General features: G+C 43.2%; 15 protein-coding genes. 5 read left to right on the top strand and 10 right to left on the bottom strand.

Annotated features, from left to right (window positions below):
* The 10 genes from O71_RS17950 to O71_RS17905 all read right to left on the bottom strand — a co-directional run.
* A partial coding sequence (locus tag O71_RS17950) for a VWA domain-containing protein (RefSeq protein ID WP_007659723.1) occupies window positions 1–459 on the bottom strand: 459 nt, incomplete at its 3' end.
* Window positions 460–532: 73 nt separating this feature from the next.
* The gene (locus tag O71_RS17945) at window positions 533–1,801 is read right to left on the bottom strand and encodes a DUF2130 domain-containing protein (RefSeq protein WP_007659712.1); all 1,269 of its coding nucleotides are present in this window, start codon (window positions 1,799–1,801) and stop codon (window positions 533–535) included.
* 311 nt (window positions 1,802–2,112) lie between these two features.
* Window positions 2,113–3,111 carry a hypothetical protein gene (locus O71_RS17940; protein ID WP_007659711.1) on the bottom strand — a complete coding sequence of 333 codons (999 nt, stop codon included), beginning with the start codon at window positions 3,109–3,111 and terminating at the stop codon, window positions 2,113–2,115.
* 88 nt (window positions 3,112–3,199) lie between these two features.
* Window positions 3,200–3,805, bottom strand: coding sequence for a 3'-5' exonuclease (locus tag O71_RS17935; protein WP_007659708.1), 606 nt, complete (start codon window positions 3,803–3,805; stop codon window positions 3,200–3,202).
* Window positions 3,806–6,169 carry a hypothetical protein gene (locus O71_RS17930; RefSeq protein ID WP_007659706.1) on the bottom strand — a complete coding sequence of 788 codons (2,364 nt, stop codon included), beginning with the start codon at window positions 6,167–6,169 and terminating at the stop codon, window positions 3,806–3,808.
* A gap of 11 nt (window positions 6,170–6,180) precedes the next feature.
* Window positions 6,181–6,696, bottom strand: coding sequence for a hypothetical protein (locus O71_RS17925; protein ID WP_155800995.1), 516 nt, complete (start codon window positions 6,694–6,696; stop codon window positions 6,181–6,183).
* Window positions 6,697–6,775: 79 nt separating this feature from the next.
* Window positions 6,776–7,981, bottom strand: a complete 1,206-nt coding sequence (locus tag O71_RS17920) for a hypothetical protein (RefSeq protein WP_007659702.1) — start codon at window positions 7,979–7,981, stop codon at window positions 6,776–6,778.
* A gap of 31 nt (window positions 7,982–8,012) precedes the next feature.
* A complete protein-coding gene (locus O71_RS17915; RefSeq protein WP_007659700.1) occupies window positions 8,013–8,942 on the bottom strand; it encodes a tubulin-like doman-containing protein in 930 nt (309 codons plus the stop codon).
* Window positions 8,943–8,950: 8 nt separating this feature from the next.
* Complete coding sequence (locus tag O71_RS17910) at window positions 8,951–9,901, bottom strand: hypothetical protein (protein ID WP_007659698.1); 951 nt, start codon at window positions 9,899–9,901, stop codon at window positions 8,951–8,953.
* A 1-nt stretch (window position 9,902) separates the two neighbouring features.
* Window positions 9,903–10,865, bottom strand: coding sequence for a VWA domain-containing protein (locus tag O71_RS17905; RefSeq protein ID WP_007659696.1), 963 nt, complete (start codon window positions 10,863–10,865; stop codon window positions 9,903–9,905).
* 304 nt (window positions 10,866–11,169) lie between these two features.
* Here O71_RS17905 and O71_RS22055 point away from each other — a divergent pair, with 304 nt between their 5' ends.
* The 5 genes from O71_RS22055 to O71_RS22810 all read left to right on the top strand — a co-directional run bounded on the left by O71_RS22055 (window position 11,170) and on the right by O71_RS22810 (window position 16,899).
* Window positions 11,170–12,642: a sigma-54-dependent Fis family transcriptional regulator gene (locus tag O71_RS22055; protein ID WP_007659694.1), complete on the top strand. Its 1,473-nt coding sequence runs from the start codon at window positions 11,170–11,172 to the stop codon at window positions 12,640–12,642.
* Between the two features lie 124 nt (window positions 12,643–12,766).
* Window positions 12,767–15,118, top strand: coding sequence for an AAA domain-containing protein (locus O71_RS17895; protein WP_040574689.1), 2,352 nt, complete (start codon window positions 12,767–12,769; stop codon window positions 15,116–15,118).
* Window positions 15,106–16,113, top strand: coding sequence for a DEAD/DEAH box helicase (locus O71_RS17890; RefSeq protein WP_040574687.1), 1,008 nt, complete (start codon window positions 15,106–15,108; stop codon window positions 16,111–16,113). The genes O71_RS17895 and O71_RS17890 overlap by 13 nt, the downstream gene beginning before the upstream one ends.
* Before the next feature lie 138 nt (window positions 16,114–16,251).
* On the top strand, window positions 16,252–16,656 hold the full coding sequence (locus O71_RS17885) for a hypothetical protein (protein ID WP_007659693.1): 405 nt from the start codon (window positions 16,252–16,254) through the stop codon (window positions 16,654–16,656).
* A 42-nt stretch (window positions 16,657–16,698) separates the two neighbouring features.
* A complete protein-coding gene (locus O71_RS22810; RefSeq protein WP_007659691.1) occupies window positions 16,699–16,899 on the top strand; it encodes a DUF4236 domain-containing protein in 201 nt (66 codons plus the stop codon).
* Window position 16,900: the final 1 nt, after the last annotated feature.

Raw genomic sequence — 16,900 nt, 5'->3', positions numbered from 1 at the left:
GTGGTTAGCACCGATATAGGTAAAAGTCCAGCCTTTAGATTGCAACTTGTCAATCATCTGTTTGATCTGTGCTGCTGTATATTCCTTAGAAGCATTCTCTAGCCCGTCGGTCAGGATCGTCACCAGCACATGTGTATCTGTTTCTTCTGACAGATCATTGTGCAGTCGTGTAGTGCTGATACCTATGGCGTCGAACAACGGAGTCATGGCGTTGGGCTGGTAGAGCTTGCTATTGATCTCCTCCAGTTCGGAGACAGGCACATTGTAAAGTTTCGTTTTAATGCCGTCGCTGTTGAAGGTTACCAGCGAAATAAAATGCTCCTGCTCTGGGTGGTTATCTTTAGCACCCTTTATAGTTTGCACTACCTCGTTAAAGCCAGAGATAGTAGACTGCTTTATAGATTCCATCGAACCGCTTTCATCGAGCACGATCAGGTTATAGACTTTCTTTTTGTTCATGATTTTAGTTTTGAGATGGGAAAGGGAATAAGGGGGAGGGGCAGTACCTGGCTCGATACTGCCCCGCTGCATGCTAGTTCAGCTGTGGCTGTGTAATAGGAGGGAGCGCCTGCTGATCGGGGGAGTCTAGCAGGTTGACATCCTGTAGTGAGCTGCCCGCTATACCTTTCACAGAACCATAGATGCCGACAATATTGAGCAGGGATTTCTCAAGCTGCTTCTCACGCTCTTTCCAAAGTTTCTCCATTTGCGCACGCTCCCGGGTAATACCGCTCTTCAGGCTGGCTATACCTTCGGCAACGGCTGCAAACTGCTGACTAAATTCTGAGCCAGTCAGGTAGTCGTAGAGCATCTGCATTTTGGTACCTTTGTTCTCCTGACTTGCCGTGGCAGCTGATACCTTGAGCAAGCAGTCGCGCAGTACCATGACCATCGGGATCAGCTCTTGGTAGGTACATACCCATACGCCTTCGTACAGGCCAAAGTGTTGCATGCCTTTCGGAAGTACCTCTGTTACAAGTACCATCATATCCGCCTTGCTGGCCCGGGCATCAGCCTTTAATTTCTCGATCCAGTCGTTGCCAAAAGCCTTGGTGCGCTTGCTTTCGTACATGATCGTGCCACATTCCTCACCCATGGTGCCACGTACCGTGTGAATGGCGTCTGCACCACGAACACCTTTGCCAACCTCTTTTATCTGATCTAAAGGGAAAGTCTGTTGCAGCTTCTCCTCCAAGGCCAGTTCCTGTACTTCACCCTGCAGCTGCATAGAGCCCTGCTCGCTCTTGCGCTTCATTTCCTCCACCAGGCGCTTCATATCATCGATCTGCTTGTCCTTCTCCTTTAGTTTCAGCTCAGTCTGCTCACTTTCTGTCTGTCGGATCTTTTGCTCCAGCTCTGTTCGCATGCCCAGAATGCGGCGCTCTGTTTCCAGCTCCAGCTCCCGTTCCTTGTCCTCTAGTTCGCGCTGACGACGAAGCAGCTGCAGTTCTCTGTCTTGCTTCTCCTTCAACTTTTTCTCCATCAGATCTTTCTCTTCTTTCAGCATGGTAAGGTCATTCCCCATGCTTTGGCTAAGCTCAGCTCTTAGTTTGTTTTCGAGTACGCTACGTTCACGTGCTACCTGCTCCTGCACTAGTTTCTCCTGCTGCTGGCGCATTTCTTCCAGCTGCTGTTTTTCCTTTTCCATTTCAAGGCGCCGAGCCTCGTGTTGCTTATGGAGCTGACTGGCTTGCTCAGCGAACTTAGTTTTCAGTTCCTGCTCTATGCGCGATGCAATGGCAGCTTCGGGGTTAAACTCGTGTGAGCACTGTGGGCAGGAGATGGCTGTAGCGTTTTTCATATTCTATATAGCGTTTTGGTTATGACTGCTAGAATTGCAAACGTGGTGCCAGTGCCAAAAGAAGGCGAAAAGGAAGAAATAACAGGTCGTTAAGTGTCATTTTTTGATTATGACTGTCAAATATTACAAAGAGATGATCCTGCGCTGTATATTAAAAAAATACCCGGCCCAGCTTTAGTACAGCCGAACCGGGTATGTCATCTTTTTGGGAAATGTGTTGTTACTGCCTGATTATAAATTCATCTAGTGCAGGTAGAACACAGCACTGGCCAGCACATAAATCAAGCCTGTGATAGTTTAGAGTAACAGGATTATAGGATTAGGTGCTTTAAGACTGTTTTTAAGAATAGGGCCTTATTTGTCACATCATTAATGTACTTGCCTGTATTTAGGTGCGCTCCATTAGAGCGCCACTCTGCCAGCACTGCCCGTTCCTCGTGTTCGTCATCGCCGACTGTTTTTTCCAGTGTGAAATACCGGCTTGGCTCTCCTGGTAGATGTACGGCTGCAGCCATCCAGGCATCGGGAATCTGAAATGGTGCCGGGAAGGTGAATAGGGTAATGTTGGCTCTGTCTAAAACATGCTGCTCCATGGTATAGCCTTCTCTCGAAGGCAGTTCTTCCATGTCTGTCTGATACCAGGCCATCCGCCAGGTGTCGTTCAAGAAATCCTCTTCGGGCGTGCTGCTATTAGGTGTAAATCCCATTTCTGCTTCCAGCTCAGCTAAAAAGGTTTCCATTTCGAGGTCGGATTCCTCTTCTCCTTCTTCTTCATCGAGTATAGACTGCATGAATTCTTCAGCATTAATATCACCCTCTTCTTCGAAGAAGTCGTCCGGCAAGTCTGAAGCAGAGTCTTTATCCTCATCATCAAAAAAGTCATCAGGGAGGTCTCCTTCCAGATCATTTTCGTCTTCGAAGAAGTCATCCGGCAGTTCAGCGTCAAAGTCCCAAGACACCCGTTCCTCTGGGCTTAGCGGCTTACCAAAGGGAAACTTGTCATGTTCAAAATCAAATGCTTCGTTTTCCAATCGCTTCTGCTCCTGCTCTTCAATGTGCTTTTGCAGTAGCACATCTGTTTCTGCTTCTTTGAGGATCGCATCTTCAGGCATCTCAGCCTGTAAACTATCCTCTAGTACCCATTTACCTTTCGCCCCTTCGAAGATAAAATCATCTTCATGCAGGCTATCAGGAGCAGCAGGCTCTTCATTCGTAGCCAGAAAGAGCTCGGGCAAAACCCTATGCGCCAAGGCATAATATAATTGGTGCAGCTGGGCCGCTTCTTCCTCAGACAAGGACTGGATATTCATATAAAAGATTGGGTTTAGATGTAATAGAGCAGAGTTTCTCCCTCAACTCCCTATGTAGTGCAACTATGGAACTAAGAAATTGAAAAGTTTAATAAACTGTAGCTGGAGTATTGAGTTGAAGGTTGCCAAAGAAATTACGTTTCTGCAGTTCCCAGAAGCATCTGGCGGTAGCGCTCACGTCCACAAAACCATCGTGTGCCTCCGAAAAGTCTTCGCCAAACACCTTGCGGTGCAGCTCCGACAGCGTAGGCCACTTATACCCGTAGTTGCCCGGTAAAGCGCAGTAGTTGGTGGTGCGCTCCATAGTGCAGATGTGCTGGCGCTCAAAGAGCGGATGGTGTATACCTGCACGGATGAACTCAGCTCCCACTATGTTCTTGTCGAAATTGATGTTGTGTGCCACCACATGGGAACAGGTGCTCAGCGCCTGCGCAAACTGTGACATCACTTCCTCCAGAGCAATACCTTCCCGCATGGCCCGTTCCGTTGTGATCCGATGGATCCGGCTTGCCTCGGCAGGTATAGTAAAACCATCCGGACGGATGATGTAATTGCCACCTGACAGCTTTTGCCCGTCAGCAGAATAAACCAGCCAGGCCAGCTGCACCATGCGCGGCCAGTTGTTGGTGTCGGTGTGCGGCGCTTTCCAGTTGCGGGGTAGGCCTGCTGTTTCGGTGTCGAAGAAGAGGAGCATTTATGTTTTATCTATATTGGTTGATGACTCTTCAAAAGCGTCTATATTGTCCTCTATTGCATCATTATCCTCAATTGGTTCGTCAGTCCCTGCATTATCGGCTTTCTCAGATAACTGCTCATCAAAGTTGGACAAAGGATCTGAGCCTTGACCATCATGTGTAGAGTTTGTATTAGCATTATGTAATTCAACATATTCCTCAAAACTTTTAGGCATATCCTCAGGTGAAGCATACCATTCTACTAAGTGTTCAAGCTCCAAGTCATAGGGAAATCTCAAGAAAGATATTTTAAACTGCTCTTCTAGATAAACGCTATGATTCGGTGAATTAGATGAAATGGTTTTTCTTACTATAGATTTAAACTCACTAACATCTTCATCATTTTTATAATTAGGGGCAAAGTACATATTTGAAAGCTTTGACTGAACTGAAGCAGGATGTCCATACCTATCGTAGTTCTTATAAATTTCGGTGCAATGTATAAATGGGTTTGAAGCGTTATATACTTTAGTAATTTCCTTTTGAAGTTCGAATCCTTGTGTAAGGTATCTAAATTGGCTGTTGTTCTGGAAGTAATGATAAATATTAAATCTGTTAATAAAATCTAACCTTTTAGTGATTTCATCTTCCACAATTTCCTTGATGGATTTTAAGGCAATATTTGAGGGAACATCACTTTGGTTTTGCTCTTCATCCAGCAACGTATCTGTGAGGGTTCTGAAAACACAAAGATTGTTAAGGGAGAAGTGGGTTAATTCTTCTTTAAAGTATCTATCTAAAGTTTTTTTAGAATAAAGCAGTCGAATAAAAAGTGGGCGCTCAAAATTTAAACCCTCTTTAGAAGTTATGGCTTCATGCTTCCATGCATCAAGTTTTTGTTCTAATTGCGTCAATTCTTCAAAAAAGAATCGAAGATTTTCGCTAAGCTTATTTATTTGGTCAAATTGACTAGTTGAGCTGTTAAAAGATTCGAACGATGTATTCTGGAAATCCTCATTAGAAGAGAATTGCTCACTTACAGAATTCGTGTTTTTTTTGAATAGCCTTAGGAGCCAGCATGGTTTTTTTTGCTTTACTGCAACTTGTTCGTTGTTACTTATATAGGTCTTATGGATTCTTTTTCTTAAGTGAGGCTTCTTAAGCGACTTTATAAGCTTATGAAAATTGCTCTTTAAGGCATGATATTGTTGTTGATTAGCCTTAAAGGCTTCTTCATTATGCTCAACTATCTCTTTATCGTTTGAGTTAAGTGTCTCATTATATTCATTTTCAGATTCTATTAATTCAAATTTTGCATTCCTTACTTCTTCAAAGGTTGCATACTCCTCTTTGGGGATATAATGCTTTATTCTTTTTATAAGTGGATCATAAATGTCCAATAGTCGGAGTGAGCCTATTTCTTTCTGGCTTAGAATTGATTCAATTATGTAAACCTTTTCTGAAATAGATTGAGTTTTTTCTACTAATGTCTCTTTCAGGTCAATTAGATCATAATCTATTTCTCTAAGGTTCTGAATGTTATTTATCTGCTTACTGATATAAGCATCAGATAAAGAGTCAAGCCTAGCTTTGGCTTTCTTATTAATTTGCCAAACCTCCTTTTTTAGGAACTCTTCAATTATCCTTAATCGATAGTAAGAAAAGAGTAGGTGCCTGTCTACCCCAATTACACCAACACCAAAAGAGTTAATGAAGTTGTTTGATAAGGCACCTGTTACTAAATACTCGGCTGAAGCATGGATCCTTACAAGCTCTGCAATTGATTTAGCCAATGATTCGCATGAAAAACCTACAGCCGCACCCGTTATACCTATGGTGTCAAGTAAAAGGAGTTTATGTGGGAAACATAAACTCCTCATTTGATTTATTCTCTCGAGGTTTTGTCTAGAAACAGCTTTTAGCAGATCAATTTTGTGGGTAGTGATTTCAGAAAATCCAGATGAAAGGCCTAAAGTAAAGACATTGAATTGCTGCACTAAATTCTTTTTACATACTTCTTCTAAACTCTCAAGCAAAAAATCATAGATATTGTCTGCTTCTGTAAGGTAAAGGGGGTAAAGAATGTAGATATTAATATTTTTGTCAGTATCTGCATTAACGTACGCGCGGATATTGGCGATCTTATTTGTAAGGGTAGTTACAAAATCGATGTATTCATTAAGTTTGTTTACATTTTCCTTACGGCCAATATTTGTATACTGATGGTCATACCACAAGCCATCGCCCTTATTTGTGATAGCATCTACTTGCGCTATATGTGGCGAATCTTTTGTAGTATAGCTCACTTCCTCTCTTAGAGAGGAAGTGAGCTTACCATCATAAATATCGCATAAGTTGATAACAACTGATGGTGTAAAATTCATTAATGTAATTTTTAATTGAGTGAATGAAGTTCTTTTGTAACAAAGTCAATTTCATCACAGAGAAGAAGATTTATACCTTGATACTTCGAGTTTTCTATGTCCTCATGATTAGTGTCTAACTGAGAGTAAACACTGAGATATCTACCCTCACTTCTTACATCTTCAATTTTGCTGTTAAACGCATCCTTTCCTATTTGATTGATTTTATCAATCACTAGTTGCTCCATTTCTTCATTAATCTTGAGTTGTTTGAATTCAGTAAATGCGGAATCCCTAAAGCTTCCCAAGTCTTTCCAATAATTTTTGAGCGGGCTACCATGGTTCTTAGAGTATACTAGATACTTCTTCGAAGCTGAATCAAACTTGATATAATTGAATATAAATCCTAAAGTCCAGAATCTAATTGAGTTGTCTTGCTTTCTTACAGGGTGGATTGTAAAGTTCTCTCGATCCATCCTGTTTTTCCAGTTAGAGTCTACATGATGGTCAAGGGCTGACGTTGTATATAAGCGTTCGTATTCAGGCATATTATTAACTGCATAAATTGGAACAGCTGCCTCAAAGCGATAAACAATTACTCTATCATGGATATTAGTGGATGCAATCTCAACTTCTTGTACTCCTGGTTTCTTGAAGTAATTTTTTTTTGTCTTTGAAGACAGAGTTCTGTTCGCGAGGAACACCAATAAGGAAGAATTTGTGGAGCTCTTGTACACCTACTTTCTGCCCTCTGAAGTTATAAGACCATAAAGGAGATGATTTACTATAAAGTGTTTCGATCAGGTGCTCAATTTTCTCATCTGAAAACTCCCTAAGCTTATCCTCAATACTTCTTTTTAGAATATTATTAATGACTGGTAGCTCATTGCAGTACTTTACTAGTCTCTTCTCAATGTTTGCTTCATCGAATCCTAAGAAATCAACTAGTTTATCTTCAGTATTTAACTTGGATAAAAACTCTATCACTCGAATTGAATCTTCGTTAATAGAGATTTTCATTAAATCCTCGCCATGTAACTCAATTACAAACGTTTTTTCGACCGACTTAGCAGAGTTTTGGGTTCTAAGCGCAGAGTTATAAGCCTTACTTTCAATGTTCTCAAGCTTAGTTTTTAGTAATTCAAATTTCTCTTTCTGTTCATCTACATAAGTTGACAAGGCATCAAAAAATCTTGTTGCCCACTCTCTACGCAATATCTCTCTATAGTTAGTTACTTCATTTCTAACCGCAGTTTCAAAAGCCTGTCTTTCATCTTCCTTTTTTCTGCCAAATAAGGTGTCAACTGTAGATGGTTTCCAGTCCTCTAGAGCTACTTTATAGTTGAAATGATTTGATTCTAACTCCTTCTTCTCATCGATCATCATTCCTTTAAAGAACTGTAAGTTGTCTTTGAGCACTGTTAAGAAATGAATGCTATTTCCTACTCCTCCTTCACCATTAAGTATACCTTTTATAAATGCATCTAATTGAGACTTTACAGTTCTCAATTTTTGATCATAATTTGATGATATTTCCTTAACTACATTGTCGTCAGTATTTCTCTTAACAAACTCCTCCCTTTCCATTTCTGCATCTTGGTGTCGGGAAGCACTGAAAATGTATTTTGGTGAAGCATCAAGCAGGCTGTCTAATACATCATCCTTATTATCATTTTCACGAATCAATACATCAGGGGAGTCGATAAATTCATTTACTTTATCAATATCAACCACATTTGAGTTTATTAACTTCTTCACAAGAAGACTTACAAGTAAATCTCTATGAAGAGTAGCGACTTTCTTGTTATCATAAACAAGTTCAGAAAGCCCCATTCCACAAGCCCAGGCGCCTTTGCCATGTATGTCAAAAGTTTTTGTCGAAAATTTGAGCTTTTACATTATCAAATGGAGAAGAAACTTCTGATGAAAGTTCACTTGAGCCCACGAACATGCCTAGGCCAATCAACTCTGCAATATCTTTAACGTGAGGATATGTTGTCCCTTCCGCGGTAGAGTTGTTGATTACAACAGCTAAATCGTATGGCTTTTTGTACACTACTTGACCATCTCCATATTCAGTTGTCAAAGGAGTTGAGTTAGGAGTTAAGTGCATTAAATAGTCCATCTCCATTAAAGCTCCATAAGCATTTGGTTTTGTGTTCCTCATTGATGGACCACTTGCCATTGTATTAAATACGTCGGGCAGAACAATGTATGGCATGATGTCAACTTCGTCTCCTAACTGATTCCTTAATATATTCGATACCTCGATGAAAGTGCCAGAACCTGTACCGCCACTAACTGAGAAAGGAACGTTTACGTAAGTTCTGCTATCATTCTTAAATAGCATGTATTTGCTATCTGCTGGAATAGGATTACTAATTCTATTAACAGCGCTCTGTATTGCATTCGCAAGAACTACCTTATTATGTAAAGCTATGAATCTTCCATTTGATCTTACCTGACCTGCACCCAGTCCATTAAGCGCGGAAAGTGTATTTGTATTCGCTTTAGGGTACCAAAGAAAACTTGATGGATTATTTGAATATATACTGATTGCTCCATTGCAGCTTACATGTAAGTGCTCAAAGTTTTCTAATACAACGCTGCTACCATCGGCTTCATAAATTTTTTTGTTATTAAGCACACCTCCATCTGTATCAATAACCAAAAAGCCAATCATTGGAGGGATTTCTCCATAAGCATCTAAGAATCTTTTTTTAGTATGAAGTACTGCTTCTGCGCCTGTTCCGCCTAGTCCTATGAATAAGCTTTTCTTTAATCTGATTGCCATGGTTTTGACTATTTAAGTATTACAGTTTGTTTTGAATCTGAGCTTTTGATTTTATATTCTGTTCCCCTCTGCAGAAATCCGTCTGATGGTGTGACAGCATACTTGCTAGTATTGAATCTATATTTAATAGCTCCTTTTTTCTTAGGAGTTAATTCAATCGGCTCCGAAAAGAGAGGATCGTTGATATAAAGAATTTTGCCGCGCCATAATTTGTCAAAGGCACCTTGTTTAGGTATTCTATTAGTTAATACAACTTGACGATTACCATTAAAATTGATACTTCTACTTTGGGTTGGGCTCTCAAAATATCGTACAGTTCCAGTGAAAACAGGGTATATTTTCTTTTTTAGTATAGTGAGCCTAAGGAATAGTATAAAAGCTATTACTGAGGAAATGATAATAACCCAGAACTTTAAAGGATTGATCACAGGCTCATATTGGGCTTGCCACTGTAGTATTTTTGTATTAGCAATGTTATCGAGAGGGGTGTCATTAACTCTATCTAAGTTTGACTGCTTTACAGCTAAATATCCTTTAAAATCCTTAGCATCAGCTTGATTGTTAAAATTGATAGATAAGGTTAATTCCTGTTGTGCCTGGTTATTTGAACTAACTAATTTATAACTACCATCTTTTAATGCGGCACCATTAACACTTATTTGGATATCTTTCCGATTAATTGTTTGACCATTCTCATCTTGAATTTCAAATAAAACGAAACTGCCTGCTTGTGATGACGCCTCATTAAATTCTGTCACTATTGAGGCATCCAAGATTGCTTCATTTCCATCTTTCCAAAGAAAAGATTCATAATGTTCGACCTTTCCGAAATCAATTAATGAAAAGCTTTCATGTGTTTCAGCTTTTTCGAAGTTCGGGAGTATGCTGCTCAATTTATCGCAACTAGAAAATGCCGCTCCCAGCAGTAGGTACGCAATGATTTTGTAATACTTTAACATCTTACTTTTGATAAATTGTAAGTACTTTTTCTTTCTTATTTATCATCTTCAAACCAATCCTTTCAGGTGTAAAAAATACATCCCAGAACTTAGAATTGTCTTTTGAGATCATTAACTCAAGCTGATATTCGTCAGGGATATTTGCTAAATCATCTTTGGCTTCAATAGCTATTGTAATAGCTCCGTTAGTAATATTGAAACTATTCTGCTTAAGTCGATAGTAAGGATTATTGGCAATAGATAGGTTAAAAGTAAAGTTCGGTGGAAGTTTACGTTTTACAAGAACTGGTATTTTCTTTTCCTGATCATCTTTGGTATTGTAATATACCTGTCGGGCAGGCTGAATAAACTTGAAATCAACGTCCATGCTTTCAATCGGCCAAACATTATTACTTTCTTTGAAAGTTTTGACCAAAGCATCTGATGTGGCATGTTTTGTAAGCATGACATAAAAAGCATAGTAGTCATTGCCCGATGCATTGGATTTCCAATTGCGGATTGAATTATATAGTCCTTGCTCAGCTGCGTTTCCCCCTACTGTTTGTAGTCCATCAGTTAGTAAAAACATATAGTTTACTCTAGCTGGATCAAGTTCTTTTGAGCCTGCCGACCAGGCCGCTGTGATATCTGTATTACCATTGGCAATTTTCAGATCACTGATTGTCTGCTTTATCTTCTGTTTTTCGTGTGCTTTGAAAGAATATTTATTTATTACCCTATCTGTAAATGTAATTAAGACGATATCTGTATCATCGTTGTCTAATTTATCGATTGCAATAGCAAAATTCTTTTTGACATCCTCAAAAATGTCTGGGGTAAGACCCTTGAAGCCTTTCATAGAAGCTGTCAAGTCAAAGAGGTAAATTCTTTTTTCTTTCTTAAAACCTTGTGCTGAGGTAGAGAAATTTATAACCAATATGGCTACCCAAAAAAGGATAATAGGAAGCAATTTAAGAGGTTTCATCAGGCATGCTAAAATTAATGTTACAAGATTGTTATCTGAAATTCCATGCCGGTTTTTAAACACGCCCTCAGAGGCGACAAAACCAACATAGCCCTTGCTACAGGTGTCAAATTTTGCACAGGCGTATCAGAAGTTGACAAGCTTGTAAAGGAGAGGTAGGAAAGGTTAAGTAAACAGGCATTCAAGAACACCTCTAATAGCAAATGTAGAAATATTATCGGTTAATCATAATATTTTGATATTCTATTTTAACCTATATTTAATTTTCCTAAATTTCGTTCGTCGGTTAAACATCAACCTGTCTATGGGCAAACTTTTACTTTCCTGGGTAGCGCGCGCCCACGATTTCGTGCGCAACGAAAACGGATCTTTTAAACAGGTGGCAGAGCATGGGCCGCACTGTCAGTTTTACAAGCACTTCTACAAGCAAGGCGGTTATGATAAGCACCTGTTGCTGTATTCCTCTAAGGATCAGGAGCAATGGGTGGAGCGGCTGGAAAATACCTTGCTGCATACCCAGCCAGAAGCGAAGGTCGAAACACGGTTACTGGAGCTGAAAAGCGTAATTAGTCTTGACGAGATCAAGCCTAAAATAGAGGACTTGCTGGTGAGTCTGAGAGAACACGAGATCGATATTTTCTTCTCGCCGGGTACCTCTATTATGCAGTTGAGCTGGTTTATCTGCCACCAAACACTGGGCTTTAATACACGCCTGATCCAGACCAGCGAGGCGAAGTTTAACAACGGACAACCAAAACTTGAAGAGTTAAGCTTTCAAAAGAGTCAGACGCCGCTTTCAGTTACGATCAAGCAGTTCCATACAGGCAAGCCCAAAACCGACAGTCACTTCAGGCTGACGCCGAGCATCATGCCGGTATACAAGCGGGCTGAGCAGGTGGCGCAGACGGACCGCGTAACGGTGATGATCAGAGGTGAAAGTGGCACAGGAAAAGAGCACTTGGCCAAACATGTACACTTAAACTCCTCGCGGCGCGAAGGGCCATTTATGGCAATCAACTGCTCCGCTTTATCGGAGAACCTGCTCGAGTCACGCCTGTTTGGTTATGCCAAAGGAGCTTTCACCGGGGCAGATAAAGATACGCCGGGTGTTTTCGAGCAAGCCAATGGCGGCACTATCTTTCTGGATGAAATTGGTCATATCAGTCCACAGATGCAGCAGGCACTTTTAAGGGTGTTGCAGGAGCGTGAGATACAGCCTATCGGAGATAAGCCAAAGATGGTGGATGTGCGTGTCATAGCCGCTACCAACGCCCCGCTGGAACAGATGTGTCAGGAGGGGACTTTCCGCTGGGATCTCTACTACCGTTTGGCTGTTGCGGAGCTTGAGCTGCCGCCGCTCTGCGATCGTGGCGCTGCCGATTTCAAGGTCCTGCTAGACCATTTCGTGCAGGTAAAGAAGGTTGAGTTTAACAAACCGAAGCTGCTAAGCTTCTCGGGGGAAGCCCTCGCTGCCATCAAAGCCTATACCTTTCCGGGGAATGTACGCGAACTCGAGAATTTGATAGAGTCCCTCTATGTGTTTTGCGAAGAGGAGGTGCAGCTGCACGACCTGCCCAAGCGATTACAACTAATTGATGGTAAGCATTCCTTGCTGCTGAAAGAGGCGGAGAAGGCGCATATCATGAGAGTTTTTAAACTCAAGAACAGAAATATCACCCACACCATGCAGGCGCTGGGTATCTCCAAAAATAACCTGAAAGAAAAGCTGCGCAAGTATGGTGTGATAAAAGAGGGGCAGGAAGTGGAGGCATTATAGCCAGCGCTTTCAATGTGAGTGCATCCTATATTATAACATAGCCTGCACATACTGCCGTTTCTCACATCTTTATACAATACCTATAAAAATTTAAAGGCATAACCAATCTATACCCCAAAGCCAAATGAGCATCCTTTCCCCTGATTCCGCCCGCTATTATTATGAGCAAATGCAAACAATTGAGGCAGCGCAAGGCCCGAAGCTCACCGACAAAATGAAAGAGCTGCGCACTGTGCTGGATTCTCTTTTTAAAGAGCTTACCAGTCAGGAAAAGCAGTATTTTCAGAGCACCTTCAGTCGCTCAAGTTTTGTATTTGATAAGTATAACGTGAGCCATGATGTGCGGGAGGAAATTAACGGATTCAGGAAGAAGGCCAACAATGTGGTGCATACAATCGGTACAGACGTGTCGGATGATGAGCTGCTAGCAGGCATGCGGGCCCTGGCCTTGGCTATCAGTCATTTTGAAGGTCAGCCAATTCCGGAAGCGCTGCACACCCGCTTCAGCAGCAGGCCGGAGCTTACATACCGCAGAAAAAGTAAGCGCAATCATACCCATATCAAAGAGCTGGAGCTTGTTGTAACGGAAGTGCAGCATGATCCTGCAGTGCCTTTCAAAACTACGCTGCGTGGTGATGCAGGGGAATATGGCGATGTAACGGTGCTGCTCTATAGCTCACCAGACCCGGATCGTAAGTGGTTAGATAACTTTGCCACGGCAGGCAAGCTATTGTCGAAATATGCACATGTGGCGTTTTATGATATTCAGCTCAATGAGGGTACGGAAGATGTATTCAGTACCAAGCCTACCAGCATCATGGTGGTGGAGCCGGATTACCTGATCGAGGCATCTAAACTGGCGGAATGCTTTGATCGCTCAGGTATTAACCCTAATATCTATTTGCTCGGGAAATTCAAACAGTCAGAGACGAACTATAAGATGATGTTGGGAAATGTGGCCAACAGTATCTTAGACAGGCTGGCACTCAGCCCTAACACAGCGCAGGCCGATATACGGACAGCGCCTATGGGGGAGCAGGCTTTTGGCTTGCTGTGTGTGTCGCAGCAGGGCGGACGCTTTAACCCGACTATGCTAACTAGTATGCACACAGACGCTGCGCCACATACCGGCGTGATAGCAGGCGTGCTGGAAAACTATAAAAAGCATCAGCTACTGATAGAACCTACTTATTTTTCTACCCGCTTTGGCCTTCAGGGACGACTAGACATGATGGCACAGGACCCGGCGGATGAGAAGCGGAAAAATATTGTGGAATTGAAGAGTGGCAGCGCACCGGGTATAAACTACAATGGTGGCCTGTGGAATAATAATAAGGCGCAGGTGCAGTGCTATAACATGCTGCTCGAGTCTACCTTCCCGGGGCGAACAGGCGACAGCGCTATTTTATACTCTGATCCGGCCCGCAATGAGGGGCGTCCGCTGCGAAACCACGCTGAGTCAGGTCAGCTGCGTCAGGAACTGATGATGCTGCGCAACCTGATCGTGCTGCACGACTTTAAGCTGGCGGAGAACCCAAGAGAGGTGCTGGGGCTGTTTAACCCCGATGGCTTCGGCCCACGTGCACAGTTTGATGAAGAAGCTCTGCAGGGAATATGGACTGCTATGAAAAATGCAGCACCTTATGAGCTGCGTTACTTCCGTGACTTCGTTGGGTTTGTAGCCCGTGAGCAGCGTACCGCTAAAATAGGTAGCGACGAGGTAGAGGGTACGCCCGGCTTTGCTGCATTATGGCGTTCTGCCCGCAGTGAAAAACGCAACACGTTCTCCATACTGGATTACCTGGAGTTTGAGAAGCTGACGGAGCATAGCGAGGTATACCTGAAGCGTGGTCTGTTATCTGATAAAATGAGCAACTTGCGTGAGGGAGATATTACCATACTCTATCCGTTTGTAGAAGGGGACGAGCAGGCCGCCATCAAGCATCAGATACTAAAGTGCAACATTAAGCGCATCACTGACCGTGAAGTAGTGGTGGCCCTGCGTTCCAAAACTATGGATGCGGATTACTTTAAAAAGCATCCTTTCTGGGCACTGGAGCGGGACCTGATGGAGAAGGGCTTTGATGACATGTATAAGTCGCTGGCTTCATTCCTGCAGGCTCCTAAGCACAAGCGGGACCTGCTCTTTGGTCTGCGTGCACCCGAGTTTGGTACGCTGCCTTATAAAGTAGCCGGCAGCCTGTCAGAAGAGCAGCGCGAGCTGATGGAGCGTGCACTAAGCGCCAAAGACTACTTCCTGCTGCAAGGTCCCCCGGGCACGGGCAAAACCTCTTACATGTTGCGTAACATGGTGCAAAGTCTGTATGACAGCACGGGTGAGAATATCATGGTAATGGCCTTTACCAATAGTGCCGTGGAGGAGATCTGCCGTCACCTGGACAAAGCCGGTCTGCCGCACATCCGCCTTTCCCGCAGTGTTCGGCCGTCAACTGCTTCAACAAGATGGCTGAGGTGAAGACGGTGTCGCAGCTGAACGAGGCGATTGAAGTGACGCGCATCTTTGTCTGCACCCAGGCTTCGTTTGGCGGCTTCAGTCATCTGGCCAAGCTGAAAAAGTTCGATACGGTGATCATCGACGAGGCATCGCAGTTGCTGGAGCCGCATTTGGTAGGGATACTGCCGCTCTTCCGCCGCTTCATCCTGATCGGTGACGAGAAGCAGTTGCCGGCTGTCGTTACCCAAGCCGATAAGTACACCCTTGTGGATGATCCGGAGCTCACAAAGATCAACTTAAAGTCGTTAAAGAATTCGCTGTTCTCGCGTCTGCTTGCTATCTGTCAGGCAAACGGTTGGGATAATGCCTATGGCATGCTTACCCGCCAAGGGCGTATGCACCACGACATCTGCGCCTTTGTGAGCCACGAGTACTACGAAAATCGTCTCCAGCCCTATCCGGGTGTGCAGTTCGAGCCGCAAACGACATTCAATGCGACATCCGCAAACAAGTATGAACGCGCCTTGGCGAAGTCGCGCCTCGTCTTTGTGCCTGCCCCCCGCGAAAGCAAAGCCAAAGTAAGCGAGATCGAGGCACGTTTGGTGGCAGGTTTTATAAAAGCCGTGCATAAGGTATACGCCGATAAATTCTCAGCTGAAAGCGTAGGGGTGGTCACACCATACCGCTCTCAAATCGCCACTATTAAGCGCAGCGGTGCCGTGGAAGACAGCATCATGCAGCAAGTGGAAGTCGATACGGTAGAGCGCTTCCAGGGAAGTGAGCGCGATGTGATTGTTATTTCGCTGGCTGTAAACCACAGCAAGCAGATGCAGTTCTTGGAGTCGCTAACAGACGACGGCAGTGTAGACCGCAAACTAAACGTAGCCCTGACACGCGCTAAGAAGCAGGTTGTGGTGATCGGTTGCGAAAGCGTACTGCGTGCCAGCAGCAGCTACCGCAAACTGCTCGACTACATCAGTGAAAATGGCGGGTATGTGAATATGGATGAGATATAGCTATCGTGCGTAGCTTGTCATGTTTTGATAGGCTGCGGATTGTTTTTGACAGGCTATGGGGTCTGAAACCTGCATCAAATGCCATTTTTTAATGTGGCACATTTTTAACTTAACACTTAATAAGATCACGTTCATTAAATGAAAACACTTTTTACTCTTGCTTTATTTTTAATCTCTTTCGGTACGCAGGCGCAGCGTCTCCTAGGATACACCCAGAACGAAGTGCTGAGTTATCATAAAAAGAACAAAGAGACCTCGGCGCCAGAGTTTGGGACAAACAACGATGGCAATCCTTATATCACCTATACAGCATCTGGCAACAGTAGCATTAACATTGTTTACTACTTCAACCGCAATATCTGCTATTCGGTGGCATTCATTGTGAGCCACCGACACAAAAGCCACTTACTCGAGCAGATGATGAAGAATGGCTTCTATTACGAAGATGGGTTTTGGTATCATGATGAAGAGCAGCAAGTAGGCACTTTCAAAGACGTTGAAGAAGACGGGCTGTGCGTGTTTGAGGTCAGACACTGGGATTAGCTGGCTACAATTTTTTGAGCATATAAATTTACGAAACACGGCATGGCTTTCTTCTTCCGCAAATCAATCAACATCGGCCCCATCCGCATCAACTTTTCCAAGAGCGGGATGGGCTTTAGCATCGGCGTGCCCGGCGCACGAGTTGGCAAATCCGCCACAGGCAAAACCTTTGTGAGTGGCAGCGCTCCTGGCACAGGTATAGGGTATAGAAAGTACTTAGGCACTAAAAAATCAGGGAAATAAT

Origin of the sequence: Pontibacter sp. BAB1700 (assembly GCF_000277005.1) — a bacterium.
GTDB lineage: Bacteria > Bacteroidota > Bacteroidia > Cytophagales > Hymenobacteraceae > Pontibacter > Pontibacter lucknowensis.
The sequence above is the reverse complement of the archived record's forward strand: the minus strand, read 5'-3'. Positions and strand labels throughout refer to the sequence as shown.

Excerpts from the sequence above, each read along its gene's own strand:
- O71_RS17945 (WP_007659712.1), bottom strand. The coding sequence starts at position 1,801 with ATGAAAAACGCTACAGCCATCTCCTGCCCACAGTGCTCACACGAGTTT.
- O71_RS17940 (WP_007659711.1), bottom strand. The coding sequence starts at position 3,111 with ATGAATATCCAGTCCTTGTCTGAGGAAGAAGCGGCCCAGCTGCACCAA.
- O71_RS17935 (WP_007659708.1), bottom strand. The coding sequence starts at position 3,805 with ATGCTCCTCTTCTTCGACACCGAAACAGCAGGCCTACCCCGCAACTGG.
- O71_RS17930 (WP_007659706.1), bottom strand. The coding sequence starts at position 6,169 with ATGAATTTTACACCATCAGTTGTTATCAACTTATGCGATATTTATGAT.
- O71_RS17925 (WP_155800995.1), bottom strand. The coding sequence starts at position 6,696 with ATGCCTGAATACGAACGCTTATATACAACGTCAGCCCTTGACCATCAT.
- O71_RS17920 (WP_007659702.1), bottom strand. The coding sequence starts at position 7,981 with ATGGGGCTTTCTGAACTTGTTTATGATAACAAGAAAGTCGCTACTCTT.
- O71_RS17915 (WP_007659700.1), bottom strand. The coding sequence starts at position 8,942 with ATGGCAATCAGATTAAAGAAAAGCTTATTCATAGGACTAGGCGGAACA.
- O71_RS17910 (WP_007659698.1), bottom strand. The coding sequence starts at position 9,901 with ATGTTAAAGTATTACAAAATCATTGCGTACCTACTGCTGGGAGCGGCA.
- O71_RS17905 (WP_007659696.1), bottom strand. The coding sequence starts at position 10,865 with ATGAAACCTCTTAAATTGCTTCCTATTATCCTTTTTTGGGTAGCCATA.
- O71_RS22055 (WP_007659694.1), top strand. The coding sequence starts at position 11,170 with ATGGGCAAACTTTTACTTTCCTGGGTAGCGCGCGCCCACGATTTCGTG.
- O71_RS17895 (WP_040574689.1), top strand. The coding sequence starts at position 12,767 with ATGAGCATCCTTTCCCCTGATTCCGCCCGCTATTATTATGAGCAAATG.
- O71_RS17890 (WP_040574687.1), top strand. The coding sequence starts at position 15,106 with ATGGCTGAGGTGAAGACGGTGTCGCAGCTGAACGAGGCGATTGAAGTG.
- O71_RS17885 (WP_007659693.1), top strand. The coding sequence starts at position 16,252 with ATGAAAACACTTTTTACTCTTGCTTTATTTTTAATCTCTTTCGGTACG.
- O71_RS22810 (WP_007659691.1), top strand. The coding sequence starts at position 16,699 with ATGGCTTTCTTCTTCCGCAAATCAATCAACATCGGCCCCATCCGCATC.